The organism is Niallia sp. 03133 (assembly GCF_052663225.1).
Genome location: NZ_JBQTCY010000010.1, coordinates 1 through 18,545, shown reverse-complemented (window position 1 = coordinate 18,545; position 18,545 = coordinate 1). Strand labels below are relative to the sequence as shown.

At 34.5% G+C, this 18,545-nt stretch carries 16 protein-coding genes and 1 pseudogene; 13 read left to right on the top strand and 4 right to left on the bottom strand.

Going from position 1 to position 18,545, the window contains the following annotated elements:
- Positions 1-405: 405 nt before the first annotated feature.
- The 5 genes from ACTYBU_RS14780 to ACTYBU_RS14760 all read left to right on the top strand — a co-directional run bounded on the left by ACTYBU_RS14780 (position 406) and on the right by ACTYBU_RS14760 (position 4,522).
- A complete protein-coding gene (locus ACTYBU_RS14780) occupies positions 406-786 on the top strand; it encodes a GntR family transcriptional regulator (RefSeq protein WP_445490909.1) in 381 nt (126 codons plus the stop codon).
- Positions 787-1,689 carry an ABC transporter ATP-binding protein gene (locus ACTYBU_RS14775; protein WP_445490908.1) on the top strand — a complete coding sequence of 301 codons (903 nt, stop codon included), beginning with the start codon at positions 787-789 and terminating at the stop codon, positions 1,687-1,689.
- Positions 1,661-3,622 carry a DUF6449 domain-containing protein gene (locus tag ACTYBU_RS14770; protein WP_445490906.1) on the top strand — a complete coding sequence of 654 codons (1,962 nt, stop codon included), beginning with the start codon at positions 1,661-1,663 and terminating at the stop codon, positions 3,620-3,622. Before ACTYBU_RS14775 ends, ACTYBU_RS14770 begins: the two co-directional genes overlap by 29 nt.
- Before the next feature lie 26 nt (positions 3,623-3,648).
- Positions 3,649-3,996, top strand: a complete 348-nt coding sequence (locus tag ACTYBU_RS14765) for a hypothetical protein (RefSeq protein ID WP_445490905.1) — start codon at positions 3,649-3,651, stop codon at positions 3,994-3,996.
- A 118-nt stretch (positions 3,997-4,114) separates the two neighbouring features.
- Entirely contained in the window at positions 4,115-4,522 is a 408-nt protein-coding gene (locus tag ACTYBU_RS14760; protein ID WP_445490903.1) for a GNAT family acetyltransferase, read from the top strand.
- Positions 4,523-4,583: 61 nt separating this feature from the next.
- Here ACTYBU_RS14760 and ACTYBU_RS14755 read toward each other — a convergent pair whose 3' ends face one another.
- Complete coding sequence (locus ACTYBU_RS14755) at positions 4,584-4,946, bottom strand: pentapeptide repeat-containing protein (protein WP_445490902.1); 363 nt, start codon at positions 4,944-4,946, stop codon at positions 4,584-4,586.
- 505 nt (positions 4,947-5,451) lie between these two features.
- Between ACTYBU_RS14755 and manA the strand changes: the two genes are divergently transcribed.
- A complete protein-coding gene (gene manA / locus ACTYBU_RS14750; protein ID WP_445490900.1) occupies positions 5,452-6,402 on the top strand; it encodes a mannose-6-phosphate isomerase, class I in 951 nt (316 codons plus the stop codon).
- Positions 6,403-6,453: 51 nt separating this feature from the next.
- Here manA and ACTYBU_RS14745 read toward each other — a convergent pair whose 3' ends face one another.
- Positions 6,454-7,248 (bottom strand): histidinol-phosphatase HisJ family protein, encoded by a 795-nt coding sequence (locus tag ACTYBU_RS14745; RefSeq protein ID WP_445490899.1) that lies wholly within the window; start codon positions 7,246-7,248, stop codon positions 6,454-6,456.
- A 220-nt stretch (positions 7,249-7,468) separates the two neighbouring features.
- Here ACTYBU_RS14745 and ACTYBU_RS14740 point away from each other — a divergent pair, with 220 nt between their 5' ends.
- From ACTYBU_RS14740 to spoIIP, 6 genes are all read left to right on the top strand, one after another.
- Entirely contained in the window at positions 7,469-8,257 is a 789-nt protein-coding gene (locus tag ACTYBU_RS14740; RefSeq protein ID WP_445490897.1) for an alpha/beta hydrolase, read from the top strand.
- A gap of 171 nt (positions 8,258-8,428) precedes the next feature.
- Positions 8,429-9,202 carry a DeoR/GlpR family DNA-binding transcription regulator gene (locus ACTYBU_RS14735; RefSeq protein WP_445490896.1) on the top strand — a complete coding sequence of 258 codons (774 nt, stop codon included), beginning with the start codon at positions 8,429-8,431 and terminating at the stop codon, positions 9,200-9,202.
- Between the two features lie 3 nt (positions 9,203-9,205).
- Positions 9,206-10,078, top strand: coding sequence for a Cof-type HAD-IIB family hydrolase (locus ACTYBU_RS14730; RefSeq protein WP_445491176.1), 873 nt, complete (start codon positions 9,206-9,208; stop codon positions 10,076-10,078).
- Between the two features lie 259 nt (positions 10,079-10,337).
- Entirely contained in the window at positions 10,338-10,928 is a 591-nt protein-coding gene (locus tag ACTYBU_RS14725; RefSeq protein WP_445490894.1) for a lysophospholipid acyltransferase family protein, read from the top strand.
- Between the two features lie 12 nt (positions 10,929-10,940).
- Entirely contained in the window at positions 10,941-11,360 is a 420-nt protein-coding gene (fabZ, locus tag ACTYBU_RS14720) for a 3-hydroxyacyl-ACP dehydratase FabZ (RefSeq protein WP_445490892.1), read from the top strand.
- A 499-nt stretch (positions 11,361-11,859) separates the two neighbouring features.
- Positions 11,860-13,017, top strand: coding sequence for a stage II sporulation protein P (gene spoIIP, locus ACTYBU_RS14715; RefSeq protein WP_445490890.1), 1,158 nt, complete (start codon positions 11,860-11,862; stop codon positions 13,015-13,017).
- Positions 13,018-13,141: 124 nt separating this feature from the next.
- Here the strand turns inward: spoIIP and ACTYBU_RS14710 are convergent, their stop codons facing one another.
- Positions 13,142-14,089: a tyrosine-type recombinase/integrase gene (locus ACTYBU_RS14710; RefSeq protein WP_445490889.1), complete on the bottom strand. Its 948-nt coding sequence runs from the start codon at positions 14,087-14,089 to the stop codon at positions 13,142-13,144.
- Between the two features lie 106 nt (positions 14,090-14,195).
- Between ACTYBU_RS14710 and ACTYBU_RS14705 the strand changes: the two genes are divergently transcribed.
- Positions 14,196-15,686 (top strand): aminotransferase class V-fold PLP-dependent enzyme, encoded by a 1,491-nt coding sequence (locus ACTYBU_RS14705; protein ID WP_445490887.1) that lies wholly within the window; start codon positions 14,196-14,198, stop codon positions 15,684-15,686.
- Between the two features lie 152 nt (positions 15,687-15,838).
- On the opposite strand, the pseudogene ACTYBU_RS14700 reads toward ACTYBU_RS14705, so the two are convergent.
- A pseudogene (locus ACTYBU_RS14700) lies at positions 15,839-18,292 on the bottom strand (Tn3 family transposase); the annotation flags it as partial.
- Positions 18,293-18,545 lie beyond the last annotated feature (253 nt).

Genomic DNA, 18,545 nt, shown 5'->3' with positions numbered 1-18,545 from the left:
TTGGAAAATTCTTCTTAAGAACTATTTTAATATGAAGTTATTAGGTAAATAGTATTAGGAGAAAGGAATGGATGTTAGCAGATCGAAATAAAGTGAACCTTCCATCAGTGGGGTTTTGTTTATCCCCCACTGATGGAAAGCTTGAGTTCCACAGGATGTGGGTCACACAAACGTTGCCACAGAACGTGGCGACCTTAGTTTGTGTACCTTTTATCGGATCTTTACGGGCAGTTATCCCCACCTAGCTTCCTCGATTTCTCTGTATCATGAGGTGGGGGTATTACTGCCCGTTAAGTGTGGAAAGAGATAAAATTACAAAAAATCCTTTTTTTTCTAAAAAAGATCGACTATAATATTAACTGTATTACGAATAATAGTACACTTAATACAGATTGGAGGCTACCGATGTTTGAACTTGATTTAAGAAGCAGAACCCCTATCTATGAACAGTTGGTGGAAAAATTAATTCAATTAATTGTTTCAGGGGTGCTGCAAGCCGATGAACAGCTTCCATCTGTTCGAACATTAGCTGCTCAATTAACGATTAATCCGAATACAATACAAAAAGCATATAGAGAATTAGAAAGTCAGGGCTATATTTATTCGGTAAAAGGAAAGGGCAGTTTTGTGAATAGCTCAACAAATATCGTCAACGAAAACAAAAAATTAGATGCCTTTCAAAAACTAGAGAAGCTAATGAAAGAAGCACTTTATTTAGGGGTCACTACAAATGAGATCATGATCATGTTGCACAAGCTAAATGATCAGAAAGGGGGAATGATATAAATGATCAAGCTTCATCATGTAAATAAAAAAATCGAAAATGCAACCATTCTTGATCATGTATGCATCACTGTAAATAAAGGTTCCATATATGGATTGCTTGGATCCAATGGTGCTGGGAAAACCACCATTTTAAAACTTTTGGCAGGCATCTTAAAACAGGACAGTGGAGAAATAGCCATAGATGGGGAAGCCGTTTATGAAAATAATAACAGAAAAAAGAGGTTGTTTTTTCTTCCTGATTATCCAACCTTTTTTCCTCAATATAGCATCAAACAAATGGCTGATTTTTATAAAAGCATCTATCCTAGTTGGAGCGATTCCGACTATGAAAGAATGGCTGAAATCTTTACTTTGGATACAAACAAAAAAATACATACGTATTCAAAAGGACTTCAAAGGCAGGCTGCGTTTTGGCTGGCGTTTGCTGCACGTCCCGAATTGTTAATACTGGACGAACCTTTTGATGGACTGGATCCTGTAATACGGACAAAAGTAAAAAATTTACTTGTTCAAGAAGTGGCTGTTAGGGAAATGACGGTCATTATTTCTTCCCATAATTTAAGAGAAGTAGAAGATTTATGCGACCATGTAAGTATCATTCATCATGGGAAATGCTTATTGGAAAAGGATATTGATGATTTAAAGTCGGATATTCATAAAATCCAAATTGCCTTTAAAAAAGGATCGGAAGGAATTGCATTCAATAAGCTTGATATATTATCTACTGAGCAGCGAGGGAGTGTACAAACACTGATTGTAAAGGGGAACAAAGAACAAATAATTGCTGTATTAGAAGAACATCATCCCATTCTTATGGATATACTTCCACTTACATTAGAAGAAATATTTATTTATGAAATGGAGGATCAAAATTATGCGATTGAATCGATTCTTTTATCATAAGCAATTATCCCTTCTTATATTTAGAAGTGTAGGCTGGGTCAGTATTTTATCCTTTTTGGTTGTCTTCTTTTCTGTTCCCCTGCAGCTTATGTTAATGAATAAACATATAGAAGAAAATACATATTATTTTGACATGTATCAGCATTTATTTAAAATTAATATTTCTTTTCAAATGGCAGTAATTATTTTATTGCCAATACTGTTGGCTATTTTTTTATTTCGATTTACCCAGCATAAGGCATATAGTGATTTAATGCATAGTCTTCCTTTAAGCAGGAAGTTTTTATTTCATTATTATTGTATCAGTGGTTTAGTATTACTCGTTTTGCCGATTGTATTAAATGGAATCATATTGCGGATCATGTATCCATTCTTTCACTTAGAAAGATTTTTTGCGGTAAATGAAATCTACTATTGGACAGCCGTTTTCTGTATTTTTAGCATCCTGCTGTTTGTATCATGCGTTTTTATCGGTATGTTAACAGGGTTATCAATCATACAAGGAGTATTTACCTGCTTATTTCTATTGTTTCCAACCTGTATTTTCTTTTTAATTTGCTATAACTTTAATGTTTGGATATACGGATTCCCTTTCAATGATTTGCTGACAGACAAAGCAGCGCTGTTATCGCCAATATTGGTGCCTGTAATAATAGAAAATACGGAAGTTTCGCGAAGTCATTATGTTATTTATTTTGTATGTGCGATCTGTTTCTATTTTTTCGCATTTATTCTTTATCAAAAAAGAAAAGCAGAAGCAATATCACAAGCATTAGCTTTTTCCAAGTTGAAAGGATTATTTAAGTACACATTTACAGTTTCTTGTTTATTGATTGGCAGTCTATATGGCGATGTAGCTGACATCGGGAAATCTGCAGGCATAATTGGAAGCATTTTAGGTGCTGTTATCGGTTACTTAGTTGCAGAAATGATCTTGAGAAAAACGTGGAGAGTATTTTTCACTTTAAAGAAGTTACCTATCTTTATAGCAAGTATTTCTCTGCTTATAGTTATTATGATTCCAATTGTAAAAGTATATGAGAAATATACTCCAAGTATTGATTCCATTCAAAGTGTTTCACTTTCTGACTACTATATTGCAGAAAATGAGGAGAAAGATAGAATGATGGATTCACAAGTTAATATTAACCATGTTTTAACCTTGCATAAGGAATTGATTGCTCGCAAAAACCAGCAGCCAAATAAAAAAGGTGCCTCTATCATTCGCATTAAATATAAATTAAAGAACGGAAGAAATATTTATCGAAATTATAAGGTCAATAGAGAGGATTATGAAAACAAGCTTAAACCAATATATGAATCACAAGAGTTCAAAGCGCTGAATACTAAAATATTCTCCATAAGAAGTGATGAAGTCAATGATATATTGCTTAGATCCGGCTACAAAAATGACTTTGTCCGGCTTGCAAATATTCAAGAAATAAAAGAATTCATTTCAGCATTGCAAAAGGATAGGCTGGCTGAAACATATGAAAGCATGACATCGTCTTTTGCTAATGCTACTACCATTGAGATTACATTAAAAGGACAAAAAGAAGAACCTTATGCCATCCAGTTAAGTCCAACTTATTCAGAAAGCAGAAAGTGGTTAAAGGATAAAGGGCTGCTCCAAAAAAGCATCTTAACCTATGACGATATAAAAGAAATAAAAATAGCAAAAACAAGTGCTCTTAAAATAGCGGATAGATATGATTATAATTTAAATGATATAGAAAAGACCATGCAGGAATTAGATGATACTGTATTGGTGAACGATAAACAGATGCAGCAAAATATATTGGACCTTTCAGTTCATGATTGGAAAAAATATGCTGTGGTGATCTCCTATAAATATGTTCAACAAGTTGATATTTCGTTTATTTCGGAACATGATTTACCAGAAAGCTTAAAAACGAAGTTAGATAAGAACTAAAGATATTTTGGAAAGGTGGATGTGCAGTGACAAAAATACAACGTTACAATCAAATAGTGGCTTGTTACACACAAAAGCTTTTCCAAATTTCTTTCTGTATTCTGAAAGATAGAGAATTAGCACAAATAGTAGCCGAAAAATCATTGGTTACTGCATATAAAACCTTTGAGACAATTGATTTTTCGCAATGGGAACATTACTTGTTGAAACTGACAGCTAAATCGGCACTATTGTGTAAAAAATCAACAATAGAAGAGAAAAAAAGACTGCTGGAAAAAAGAAGACAAAAAGCAAATGAACCAGACCTTGTTTCAACAGAATCAGATATCGAGGAAAAAAATGATCCCTTTACTAGAATAGAAAAGATTATTTAGAGGGGGAGTAGATTATGAGATTAGGATTAAAGAGAGACAAAGTTAGGTTGGCATATAGTTAATAATTAAGCAACAGTTGTTTTAATTGTTAAGCTTATCCCATTCTGGAGGTTGTTCAATGAAATTTCGTTCGTTCACTTTAGATGATTTTGATTCCGTTATTAATCTTTGGAAAAAAGCAGGAATAACTCTTTCTCGATCTGATACTTATCAGGGAATGAAGGAAAAATTAAAAAGGGACAAAGAGTTGTTTTTTTTAATGGAGGATGACAATCGAATTATAGGAGTTGTAATGGGCACCTATGATGGAAGAAGAGGATGGGTCAATCATTTAGCTGTAGACCCTGCGTTTCAAGGGCAAAATATCGGCCAAAAAATAATCGCAGAGCTTGAAAATCGTTTTAAACAATTAGGATGTGAAAAGGTTAATTTATTAATTGAAATGGAAAATGCAAATGTACAAAAATTTTATGAAAAACAGGGTTTTAAAAAAGATGAATTACTATTTATGGAAAAGTGGATATGATTTTAACACTTCAGCCCTTTGGATGGAAATGCCCTCATAGTTAGAATTACTTAAAAAAGTTCTACTTCGTACCCTTTATTTCCTGCCAATGAGACGGACGAATAAGGGAAGAGGACAGTTTCGTTTTTTTATCTCCATTTGCTGCGTTCAACTGTTCCTGTGTAAGAAAGATGCTTCCTGTCAGATCTGCTCCGCTGAGATTTGCATCTCTAAAATCAGCTCCAATAAGATCAGCTGCACGCAAGTCTGCTTTTGTAACATCTGCTGCTATTAGGAGGCATCCTCTTAAGTCAGCGCCCCTTAAATCAGCTCCACGAAGGTTGGCACCAATTAGATCTATTCTTTTGCCAAAATTCTTCTGACCTTTGTTTGATTGTTTTCGCCCTATCAGTGATGGAGAGCGAACTAGTTTACTAGCATGCAAAAGTAATACGTTTATTTTTGCTCTTTGTTCAGATACATCCAGTTGAAGAAGAGCATCTGGACTTAAATAGGTAAGATTATTTATCTCATTGAAGGCTTGAATAAGCTCTTCATGGATAGAGCCAGCAGCTTTAAAGGCAAGTGCTTCGTTTAAATACCAGCATGAAGATTTTCTTGTGTTTTATTTCGTTGTTTGCTCATTCTGTACACCTTCCTGTATTCTGAATGCTACTATATTAAAACGTTTAATAAAGGTTATTAAAAAATAGTTTATTTATTCTAATATTAGACATTAATCATAATAGCATAGAGTATATTTTTTCGTCTATTATACAGTTGGATAAATTTTCCTCTAATATAATAAACGTGCTATATAGGAATTTTAACGAGGAAAACAATCATTTAGACATTATAGAATAATTTTTCACTATATGAAAATACTTACAATTTTTAAAAAAATTATGGTAAAATGGTAGTATCTAGTAGTAAAAGGAGTCTACCAATATATGAGTAAACAGCCTATTTTTTTTGATCCAATTTTTCAAGAAAAAATTTGGGGAGGAACTGAGCTTCGAAATTTCGGCTATGCCATTCCATCGAATACAACAGGAGAATGCTGGGCTTTTGCTGCACATCCACATGGTCAAAGTGTGGTGAAAAATGGAGAATTTAAAGGGAAAACTTTAGGTGATTTATGGGAAAATAACCGCGAGTTATTTGCCAATATAGAAGGGGACAAGTTCCCGCTTTTAACGAAAATTTTAGATGCAAATCAAGATTTATCTGTCCAAGTACATCCTAATGATGAATATGCAAAAGAACATGCAAATGGGGAATTAGGAAAAACAGAATGCTGGTATATTGTAGATTGTAAAGAGGGAGCAGAAATTATTTTTGGGCATCATGCTAAGTCACAAGAAGCGTTAAAAACGATGATCGCTGAAAATCGCTGGAATGATTTATTACGTAAGGTTCAGGTGAGAAAAGGGGATTTCTTTTTTGTGCCAAGTGGTACCATCCATGCAATTGGGGAAGGAATTATCATTTTAGAAACACAGCAAAATTCGGATACAACTTATCGAGTATACGATTATGACAGAGTAGATGATTCAGGGAATAAAAGACAATTACATATAGAGCAGTCCATAAATGTAACAACCGTTCCGCACCAAGCAGAACAGCAAGAAATAAATGTAGAACAAAAACCAGGGATTACGATTACTAATTTTGTAGAGTGTGAATATTTTTCGGTGGAAAAATGGGAATTGAATGGAGAAAGCAGTAATAAACAATCCAAGCCGTTTCTTTTATGCAGTGTCTTGGAAGGACAAGGTAAACTAAAAACAGTTACAGAGGATTATGCGTTTCAAAAAGGAGACCACTTTTTACTTCCGAGTTCGATTTCTGACTTTATTTTAGAGGGAGAAAGTGAACTGATCGTTTCGTATTTGCCGTAGAAGAATAATTAGCAAGGATGTGCAAATGATTCGATCATTTGCACATCCTTTTTATATGAATTTTAAAGCCTGTGGATTTCTTTTTTCATATGTATACAAATGGGTGAATCCGCATTCTTTTGCCAATAATACAGCATCTTCAAAGTGTGAGCCAACTGTTTCGACAAAGTGGGAATCGGAGCCAATTGTTAACAGCTCGCCTCCTAATTGGCGATATAAGGATAAAGTATCTTTGGAAGGCAGGCTCTCTTGTAATTCGGTTCGAAGGCCAGAAGTATTAATTTCCAAGCCAATGCCTCTTTTAATGGCTGTCTTTAATATCTCTGTAATGATTGACTTATATTTTTCAAATGAATAAAATCCAACCGTTTTATAAGCGTATCTTTTCATTAAATCAAAATGAGCAATAACATCAATATCTGCTAATTGAATCATGTCATATAATTCCAGAAAATATAGTTCGTATATATCTTTTTCGGGAAATGCATTCATATATTTCCGCAATGTACTTTCTTCGATATTGTGGACAGACCCAAGTATAAAATCTAATGGAATATCAGTTAGGACCTGTTTATATTCTTCTTGCATTAAATGCGGCTCACAAAGTTCAATGCCAATTTTAATTTTCAGCTGAGCATTAAATTTATTTTGACAATTCTTAATGGCAGATAAGTATTTTTCCCAATTCATGTATCCAAAGGTAGGTACTTTCGGATTTACGGAAAAATGTTCGGTGAAACATATTTCTTTCACTCCTAGTTTGATTGCGTTTTCGCATATTTCTTCCATATCAGCTTTGGAATCGAAAGAATGATTGGAGTGATGATGGTAGTCGATATAATACATCTATTTCATCCTTTTCTTTTTCTTTTTATTATTTCATATTTGAAAAGAGAAGTCAGCAGAAAGACAAACTTTGCTTTGACAATCAAATAAAATGTACACTATAATAATATTATGATAATAAGGTGGAAGGTTTATGGTTTTAAAACAAAGTAAACAGGTAGGAATAGTTTATTATAGTTCGTTTTGTTTTAACCGCTTGGGACTAGGAGGTAATAGATAAATGTTTACGTATATAAATTGGCAGTCAGAACAGCTTGCTTTATCCGTTGATTATCCAAAAAATTTTAATGAAAAGAAAAAGTATGAGGCAATTATTATTTGCCACGGCTTGATTGGCAGCAGAATAGGCGTGGATCGATTATTTGTGAAAGCTGGTCATCATTTAACAGAGGAAGATTATATTGTCTACCGTTTCGATTATAGTGGATGTGGGGAAAGTACAGGAATTTACGGCAACTACAGCATGCCAGAATTATTGGAACAAACAAAAGCAATAGTGGATTATGTGTCTTCTTTATATTTTGTTAGCAATCTTACTTTAATCGGACATAGTCTCGGCGGCGCAGTTTCAGCTTTAACAGCTGCATCTGATAAAAGAATCCATAAATTAATTCAATGGGCTGCTGTGGGAGAACCCTATGGTGATCTTTTGAAGATTTTTGGAGAAAACAAGGTTGCTTCATTAAAATCTCGTCCATTCATTGATTATCATGGCTACTCTTTTACCGATTATTACTTTCAAAACATGAGAAATTTTCATCCTCTAATAGAATGTGCCCATTTTTCAGGTGATGTATTGCTCTTACATGGAACAGCAGATGCTGATATCCCATATGAATATATTTACGAGTATGAGAAAAATTATTTGCGCAGAAAAAATGGAAATGTTGAAACATACACGATAAACAATGGAGATCATACATTTTCTGCAGAAGTTTATTTTACCGAATTAATAAGCCGAACGTTAGACTGGTTGTTAAAGCAGAAAAAGGATGTTTCCGTTTCTTAATAAAATTCCCCAATACTTAATAGCTTTTCTTTTAGAGAAAAGCTATTAAGTATTTTTTTGTCAAAAATTAAGTGAAATTAATTATTTTACTTAATAAAACTTATTTTGTGTGGCGTTTTTACATCTAATAACTTATAATAACTTATGAAAATAATAAAAAAGGAGCAGCATATGTCTCAAGAAGAAAGATTACTGCTTATTTTGCAATATTTAACCGATCATAACCGAATAACGGTGGAGGATATTTGTACTTATTATGATGTTTCTCGAGATACAGCACGAAGAGACCTTGTAAAGCTTGAAGAACAGCAAAAAATCATTCGAACAAGAGGAGGAGCAATTCTTCCAAGTAATCATAAACGAGTTCATAATTATCACCACCGATTGCAATATGTATCGGAAGAGAAAAAAAAGATTGGCAAATTGGCAGCAACATTAATTCAAGATAATGATCATATTATTTTAGATACTTCCACAACAGTGCAGGCAATGGGAGAATATATTGACCTAGAATGTACAGTCATTACTAATTCCATTCATGTGGCGGAAATATTGTCTGATAAGACCAATCCGAACATACACTTGCTTGGGGGCATTCTTCACAAAGAACATCGTTATCTTTATGGACACTCTGTGCTAGAAAAATTAGATTATTTCACCGTTGATAAAGTATTTATAGGGATAGTTGGGATATCGGAAAATGGTCTGACTATTGTGGATGAAGAGGATGGTGCTGTAAAAAGAAAAATGATGCAGCGGGCAAAACAAGTAATTGTTCTAGCGGATCATAGCAAAATAGGCATTACAGAATTTTTTCAATTTGCCAAGTTAGAAGAAATTGATTTAGTTATTACCGATGAAGAACCGAATCAAGCGTTTATTCAACTATTAACAGAAAACAATGTAGAACTGTTAGTAGCAAATTCCAATAAGGTGGGTCAATAAATGATAAAATGTATCGCATTAGACTTAGATGGAACACTTTTGAATCATAAAAGCAGAATAAGCGAAGAAAACCAGCAAGTGATAAAAGAGGCGCAAAATAATGGCATAGAAGTAGTTGTTGCAACCGGAAGAAACTATCTAGATGTAGTGGAGCTATTTAAAGAAACAGGTGTAAAAACTTGGATTATAGGTGCAAATGGGGCAACGATTCATTCTCCAGAAGGACAATTATTTCATCATGTTCCAATGGATAGGGACAAGGGAATTGATATACTAGAATGGCTGGAAACAAATGACTATTATTATGAAGTATTCAGTGACGATTATATTTATACACCTCAAAGAGGAAAGGAATTAATAGCAATTGAATTGGACCGATTATGTACAGCCAACCCTGATTTGGATCGAGAGGAATTGGAGAAATATGCAAAAGTGCAATACGGGCAAACCGGATTTTATTATATTTCTTCCTATAAAGAGTTAGCTGCCATGCCAATAAATATGTATAATATTTTAGCTTTTTCGTTTGATCAGGAAAAATTAGATACAGGATGGGAAATGTTTAAAGACGATCTTACTGTTACGTTAGTTACGTCCGGTAGATTTAATTTCGAATTTGAGCATTTGCTTGCATCAAAAGGACATTCTTTATCAATATTAACCGAGCATTTAGGCATTTCCTTGAATGAAACCATGGCAATGGGCGACAGCATGAATGATCTATCCATGCTAAGCAAAGTTGGATATCCTGTAGCAATGGGGAATGCAAGAGAAGATGTAAAAAGCATCTGCAAGGAAACAACTGACACAAATGACAACAATGGAGTGGCAAAAGCGATTAAACGTTTATTACATCCGCTGCAATCAACGAAATAAGCGATTGTAGCAGGAAAACAGCAAGCAGGCATGATGTCCTTGCTGTTTTTGTTTGCTTAAAAATAAGTTTCACCATTGATTAATTAGGCTTTCCTTTTATCATATACTTCTCTCTACTCATTTTAGTGTATATGGTATATAATATAGGAAAGAAAAAATATAGTATCTAGTACTAATAGTAGATGTTATACTACATAATAGAAGGTTCAATGGGATAATTAGAAATTAATGATGATACATATAAAGGAGATTTTATATAATGTATACTTTTACAGCAAATTTGGCCAATGTGGTGTTGAGAATATTTGGCAGGACAAAAATAATTAATAAGGAAAAGCTTCCAGAGGGTAAAGGGTATATTGTTTCCTGTTCGCATATTGGCTGGGTGGATGTGTTAGCTCTTGGAACATCGCTATTGCCAAAGAAAATTCATTTTATGGCAAAAAAAGAACTGTTTGAAAAACCAAAAACGGCACGTTTTTTAACAAGCATTAATGCATTTCCGGTAGATAGGGAAAACCCTGGTCCAAGCAGTATTAAAACCCCTGTGAAATTATTAAAAGAAGATAAGATAGTAGGCATTTTTCCAAGTGGAACAAGAAGCTCTGAAGACGTACCATTAAAGAGAGGAGCGGCAACTATCGCTAATTTGGCGAAAGTTCCAATTGTACCTGCTGCATTCAGCGGACCGACAGATCTAAAGGGGTTATTAAGCGGGAAAAAGATTAAGGTTATTTTTGGAGATCCAATAGAAATAAAAACGGAAGACGGCACAAAAAAAGATGTGGCAACTATTACAACAGAGCTAAGTGAAGTAATGGCAGAACTTCAAAAAAAGCTGGAGCAATAGAGAGGGAATAACATGATTAATTTGCCTAAAATAAAAGAAATTTTAAATCGATATCCATTGCCATTAGTAGATGAAATAGTGGAATTAAAAGAGGGGATCATGGCTGTAGGAATAAAACAAATTAGCAAAGAAGATACTTTTGCATTTGGCCAAAATCCCCAAAGTCCACTTATGCCCGGCGTTTTAATCATTGAAGCGATTGCACAAGTAACGGCGGTTGCTATTCATAGTGATGAAAAGCATGATAACAAGCAAGCACTTTTAGCTAGAATAAATGGATGCAGAATTCGCAAGCAAGTATTCCCTGGCGATGAGCTTTGTTTAGAAGTTTTTGTAACAAAACTAAAAAACACGATTGCAAAGGCAAAAGGCAGGGCAACCGTAAGAGGAGAACTAATCTGCGAAACAGAATTGCTTTTTGCATTTAAGTAAGACTAATCAATTAATAGGCCATTAGCTAAAGAAGAAGGTAGAACAAGTTGTGAGTTCATACTCATTACTTGTTCTTTTTTTATCCAGTTACAGAGTGTTATAAATTTTACGCATCCAAAATAATATTAATACAAAAAATAATAGAATTAAAACAAAAGGATCGAAAAGCGATGAAACATCCAACGGGCTTTCAAAACCGGTATGCAAAGCCATCCACTACAGACTATACTGGGTGTATATTGCTCTACAAAGGTTTAAAAATATCCAGGATACCAAATAAAGAAGGAGTTCTACAACATCTAGTTTTATTTTTACAATTAGGTATATAAGTTCGCATTGTATTTTCTCAAATCATACTAATAAAAGAATACAAGCAATCATATATAGTAGTATAAGATAATCTTCGAAAATAATTTTACGCATCCAATTTTATTAGATTAAATTAACATTCTAAAAAAGCAATTAATAACATATATCTGTATTAGAAAGGAGACGACCTATGCAAACATCTAAATTACGCTACTATTTTCAATACATTCACTCTACTATTTTAGGAGTCATCCTTGTCTTTTTATTGACTGCAGGCATTACGACCTCTGTTTTCTCCATGAAGCTTTCTTCTGAGCATGTTAGTGATTTTCTTAAAAATGTAGATTCAACCAATATATACTACCAATTGTTTAGGGGAGAAAACCACTTTTATCCTAAGTCAGAAAATGGAGAACTATCGATTTCAAGGCTGCTATTTCAAGCAGCTACTAATATTAAATTAGATGATACGAGGACCTTGTTAGGCAGAGAACTTCCATTATTAACGTTTTATCATACGGATATTGTAGTGGCGGAGAAAGGAACGACAATTGCTAATCTACCATTTGAATCCATGCCATCAAAAGATGTATTAGAAAATCCAAAACAAGCGGATGAAAGTAAAATATCGAACGAAGAAGATCCAAAATCAACAGAAGGAAACAAGGGATCGGCAATAAACAAAGATCCGAAAACAAAAAATGTGTTTATCTATCAAACACATAATTTAGAATCCTATTTGCCGCTGCTTAAAAACGCATCGACTTCAGATGATGCCATCAGCTCGGATACACGTGTTAATGTTGTAGCACTAGGCAGCAAATTAACAAAGCGATTGCAGAACAATGGGATTGGTGTTCAGCATGATACTACCAATACTAATCAGAAGCTTTTACAAAGAAAATGGAGCTATAGTGCATCCTATAGTGTATCCAAAGAAGTGGTGGCATCGGCAGTTAATCAAAATCAAGACTTAAAATATTTAATTGATATACACCGTGATTCTGCACGAAAAGCAAGTACAACAGCATCAATTAACGGGAAAAGCTATGCCAAACTTGTCTTTGTAATCGGAAGAGCCAACAGCAATTACGAAAAAAATGAAGAGTTTTCAAAAAAATTGCATAAAGCATTGAACAAAAAATATCCTGGCATTAGTAAAGGAGTGTTCGCAAAAAGCAGAGATATGGGGAATGGTATATATAATCAAAACTTTTCTGATAAAGCGATACTATTGGAAGTTGGCGGAGTTGACAATAATGAAGGTGAGCTAAATCGAACAATCGATGCTTTTGCTGATGTATTTTCAGATATTTATTGGGAAGAAAATAATGCAAGCAAGGAATAAACGTTTATAAAGTGAACCTTCCATCAGTGGAGGTTTTACTGCCCGTTAAGAGTGGGATAAAAATAAAGAGATCGCTCTACTAGAAGGGCGATCTTTCCCTTTTATGAAACAACTACAATATTTCTTACTCCTTTGGTGCTTTTTCTGCGTATTGCTTATAACGCCTTAATGCCGCTTCACTTGTAAGAGCAAATCGTTCCATTAATTGATCATCAGCATTCCCTGATTGGAGCGCTTCTAGGATGGCGGTATTCCGTAATGTAACAGCAGAAATTTTTCGCAGATTTGCTTTTCGAACTTCATCCTTAATCATTTCTTGTATAGCACGTACTGATAAGCCTTTTGGCTGTTGTCTATCATAGTCATACTGGAAGGATAAAGAAATATTATTGAAAGCAACAAACAGCGGGTCTTTTGTATGATATTTTGGCCTGAATAGAGAAGGAATCGAAAAAAAATAACTCCTTAAATATTTCGATATTTTTTCATTTAACTGAAATGTTCTTTGATGTGCATCTGTTTGCAGCATAAATTCATTTTGGGCAAAATTGACTTTTTCCATCGTAAGGGTGTATATTTCTGTCGGAGTTAGACCGTATGTTCGTATGATGGATACAATCGCTATATTTCTTTCTAATAAGTAATTTCTCGCTGATTTTTTTTGATACTCGCTGTCTTTCGTTTTTATTACTTGAAGCAGCTTCTGATACTCTTCTTTTTTTATAAAATCATTATCAGTTAAAGCTCGTAGTGGGGCTGTATCGGAAAGTTTGTGAATTTCTTCTGCAGCGATGCATTGATGAAACTTCATCAACCGGCTAAGCACTGATGCTAAACGGCGAATGGTTGCCTGCGATAATTTTAATTCATGTAAATATTGAAAATAGGATCGAATATCCTCAGCACGCAATGCTTTAAATGTCTCAAATTCGATACTTTTTTTATGTAAATGCAGCCACTTAAAAAATTTTTTTAAATCTGAGTCATATTGCTTTAAAGTCAGCTTTGACCGGCCGGCAGTTTGTAAATCTTCCATAAATGCTTGGACATAATCAGGAAATTGGATGATCATTACTGCATCTCCTTTACGTATTGTCGATAGGAAAAAGGAATTTATAATTAACCTCTTTCTTATTTTATCATACGTTATTATGTAAAGGAGAAAGGGGATTTTCAGTTTGATCAGAGCAAAAGTTGGTGAATCCATATACTTTTTCAATAGTCCACTTGAAGCGTATTTTAAGCCAATAAAAGATAATATTATTGGCAATGATTTTACTTTTTCCACCGCAAATGGTATGCAGTCGCTTTTATATGCGGACTGGACTGCCAGCGGTCGATTATTTCATAAAATTGAAGAAAAAATGGTTGCAGAATTAGGGCCATATGTTGCAAATACCCATACAGAATCCAATATAACGGGAACTTACATGACAAAAGCATATAATGAAGCGAAACAAATAATAAAAAAACATGTACATGCAAACGAAGAGGATGCTATTTTTTTTGCTGGCTTTGGAATGACAGCTGTTGTGAATAAGCTGCAGAGAATGCTAGGATTAAAAAAGCAATATGATAAACCGATACCAGAAGAACAAAAGCCAATTGTGTTTGTCACGCATATGGAGCATCATTCTAATTATTTATCTTGGGTCGAAACAATAGCAGATGTGGCAGTGATTCGTCCAACATTAAAAGGAGATGTAGATACTGCACATTTGCAAGAAATACTGGAAGCGAATAAACATCGGAAGATAAAAATTGGAGCTTTTACGGCATGCTCCAACGTAACTGGCCGAAAAACGGATTTTTATCTATTAGCAGCAATCATGCATCAATACAATGGCGTTTGTTTCGTTGATTTTTCAGCATCGGCTCCGTACGTAGACATGAATATGCATCCAAAAAACCCGCAGGAAAAACTAGATGCTATTTATTTTTCTCCACATAAATTTTTAGGCGGACCAGGAACAAGCGGTGTTCTTATCGTCAATAAACAATTATTAACCTCTGAAACACCGGATTCTCCGGGTGGTGGAACGGTGGATTTTACGAATCAATGGGGAGATATCATATATAAAAAAGATGTGGAAGAAAGGGAAGATGGAGGAACACCTGGTTTTTTACAAGCGATAAAAACAGCTCTCTCCATTCAATTAAAAGAAAAGATGGGAATAGAGAAGATAGAGCAAAGGGAAAAAGAACTTGTTTGCTTAGCGTTAACTGAGCTTGGAAAAATAGATGGTATAACCATTTTAGATGGAGAAAACAAGGAACGGCTCGGTATTATTTCTTTTACCTGCAAAGACTTGCATTATGATTTAATGGTGAGACTCTTAAATGACCGTTTTGGCATCCAAGTTCGAGGCGGCTGTTCCTGTGCAGGTCCTTATGGGCATTATCTACTAAATCTAGATATAAAGCAGTCCAAAAAAATCAGCAAAGAAGTAGAAAATGGAGTATTTATCCATAAACCTGGATGGATCCGTTTATCTCTCCATCCAACAATGTCAAATGAGGAGATTTATCAGATCATAGCAGCCATTAAGAAAATTATGCTTTTCAAAGAGGAATGGAAGAAGGATTATGTTTTAGATGACGTTCGAAATGAATTTGAATATAAAGGAAAACAAAACGTACAGATCGAATCGTTATTTGAGATAGGATGAGAACAGGAAAATTGAAAGCCCTCGCTTAAAATAGCAAAGGCTTCTTTTTTGTAAACTTTTTTTTATTAAATAGTAGATAATGCCGCTTGAAAGCAACCAATATAATTCATTGTTAAGATACATTCTTTTCTCCTGCTTTATAGCAAATTCTCAACTAATGTATCCGATGATATATTTATTCTTATTGAATGGGCTAATCGCAAAATATCCTCATAATTTTCTTCAATGACTTTTGTATTTATTTGTCCACGTAAAATAGCTTCAAGTTTTGGATACTCACTCGCTTTATCTATTGTAAATAATTTTGAGTCCGATAGATCCCTTATTCTTGGAGCAAATTTAAATCCTAATAAATGGGTCAATCCGAAAATTTGGTCTGTATAACCAGCTGTGTCTGTATAATGTTCTTCTATGTTTAGATCCGTCTCATGGTGTAATAAACCATCCAATACATGAATGGCATCCCTTGAATTAGTATGAATAATCTTTGTGTAGTAAGAAGAGAATTGATCACTCGTAAATCGATAGATAGTGGCTCCTTTTCCGGTTCCGTAATGTGGGTTTGCATCTGCATGTAGAGATGAAACCCCTAACTGCATTCTCATTCCATCTGACGAAGATGTTGTGCCGTCTCCCCAATAGGAAGACAATTGTAATTTGTGATGAAAATTTACTAATACAGCTTGGGCTTTATTCATTGCGTCTTCATACATGCGCCATTGAGACACATTGGCTAGTTGCTTATATGTCAGTCCGGGTGTTGCTTCAGCCATCTTACTCAATCCAATATTCAGTCCCATTCCTAAAAGGGCAGCCATGATAATGGTCGTTTCTTCTTTATCTGGCTTTCGATTATTGGAAGCATGAGTGAATTGCTCATGAAATCCTGTTAAATAAGCAATATCCATGAGTAAATCGGTTAATTTTATTCTTGGGAGCATCTGATAAAGACTTGCACTAAATTTCTTTGCTTCTTCTGGAACATCTTTTTCTAAGCGTGAAATTGATAACTTTCCTTTTTCAAGAGAAACTCCATCTAATTTGTTGGAATTTGCAGATAACCACTTTAATCTTTCATTAAGGCTGCTGTTTCTCTCTGTCATATATTCTTCGAATGATAAACTAACTGATAACCTCGTATTTCCCTTCGTTTGATTCCATGTATCCTCTGAAAACAAATATTCCTCAAAATCTCTATATTGTCTACTGCCCACAATGGATACATCACCAGCCCGAACATGTTCCCTTAGTTCTGTTAAGACGGCCATTTCATAATAATGACGATTGATTGTACCGTCATCCTCATATAAGTGTTTTTTCCAACGCTTTGAGATAAAGTCCACAGGTGAGTCGTCAGGTACTTTTCGCTTTCCAGATTCGTTCATTTCTCGGATAATCTCTACAGCTTGTATAAGTGATTCATTTGCCTTTGTAGAATGAAAGTCCAATACCCTTAATAGCGTTGGCGTATATTTTCTAAGTGAATAAAATCGTTTTTGCTGTAAGTCTAAATAATCATAGTCGGCAGGACGTGCAAGCTCCTGAGCTTCTTCCACCGAAGAGACAAAAGAATTCCATTCAATAAGGGATTCTAAAACCTCAAATATGTCTAATTTTTCCTCTTTTGCTTTGATTAAAGCTTGTCCGATGTTCGTAAAGTGTATAACCTTTTCATTCAGCTTTTTACCGTTTTGTTTCTGAATTTCTTCTTGAGCCTTACGGCCTTTTGATAACAGACTGAGTATTTGTCTGTCATGAATTTCAAAAGCTTTATCCGTTAACTCCTGAGTAAGATGTAATAAATAGACGGTTAATATCGAATATCGTTTATTTTCTTGAAAGTCACGAAATGCATAAGGCTCATATCTTGAACCTAAGCGAGATAGCTGTAACAGACGATTGCGATGCAAATGACTAATTTGTACTGTTTCTAATTCCATATCTCGTATGTATTCGAGTCGTTCTATTACTTTTAGAAATGTTTCGGGTGAAGGATGACCCGGTGGTCCTTTTAACCAACCTAATATCGTTTTATTAGATTCGGATGGATGCTGCGAATTAATGATTTCTTCAAGCTTTTCTTTTTGCTCATTTGTCAGAGATTGACTAACCGTATTAAATAGCTTCTTTTCAGCCATTGCCCTTGCCTCCCACACCATTCTCTCAAGTGTAGTGATAGCAGGCATTATGATTTTGTTTATTCTTAGAAAATTTATGCATTCATGTAGTAGATGAATGGCATCACCATTTTCCAAAGCTAATTGATGAAGATGCTTAAATATCATTCGATATTCTTTTAGAGTAAAAGTTACAAAGTCGTATTCACTTCGAATTTCTTTCAAATGATCCCAAAGTGTATTTTCTCTTTGAGGATAAAGACTAAGCGAAGATGGACTGGAACCGATTTGTTTCGATATATAATGTATGAATGAATCCGGGATGCTTTTGATATGAGTGTATGGCCAACCGGGATACCGAAGAACGGCTAATTGAACGGCGAACCCTAAACGGTTTTCTTCTCTCCTTCGTTTATTTATAATTTCTAAATCTCGTTTGGAAAAAGTGTAGTAGGTTCCTAGCACCCACTCATCTTCAGGAATTTGCATAAGGGCCTGCCGCTATTCTGGTGTAAGCAATTCTCTACCTCTCGCAATTTTCATACAGTATCATCTCATTTCTGTAATTATTCAGTTAATTAGTTCAATTATATATCAATAGAGTGTACTCTATTGATACAAGTGTAGGAGACTGATAAAATCATAGTTAAGAGCGTCTCATAAGACTTGTCTCAAAAATGAGGTGACATTTTGCGAAAAATCGGTTATATACGTGTCAGTTCAACTAGCCAGAATCCTTCAA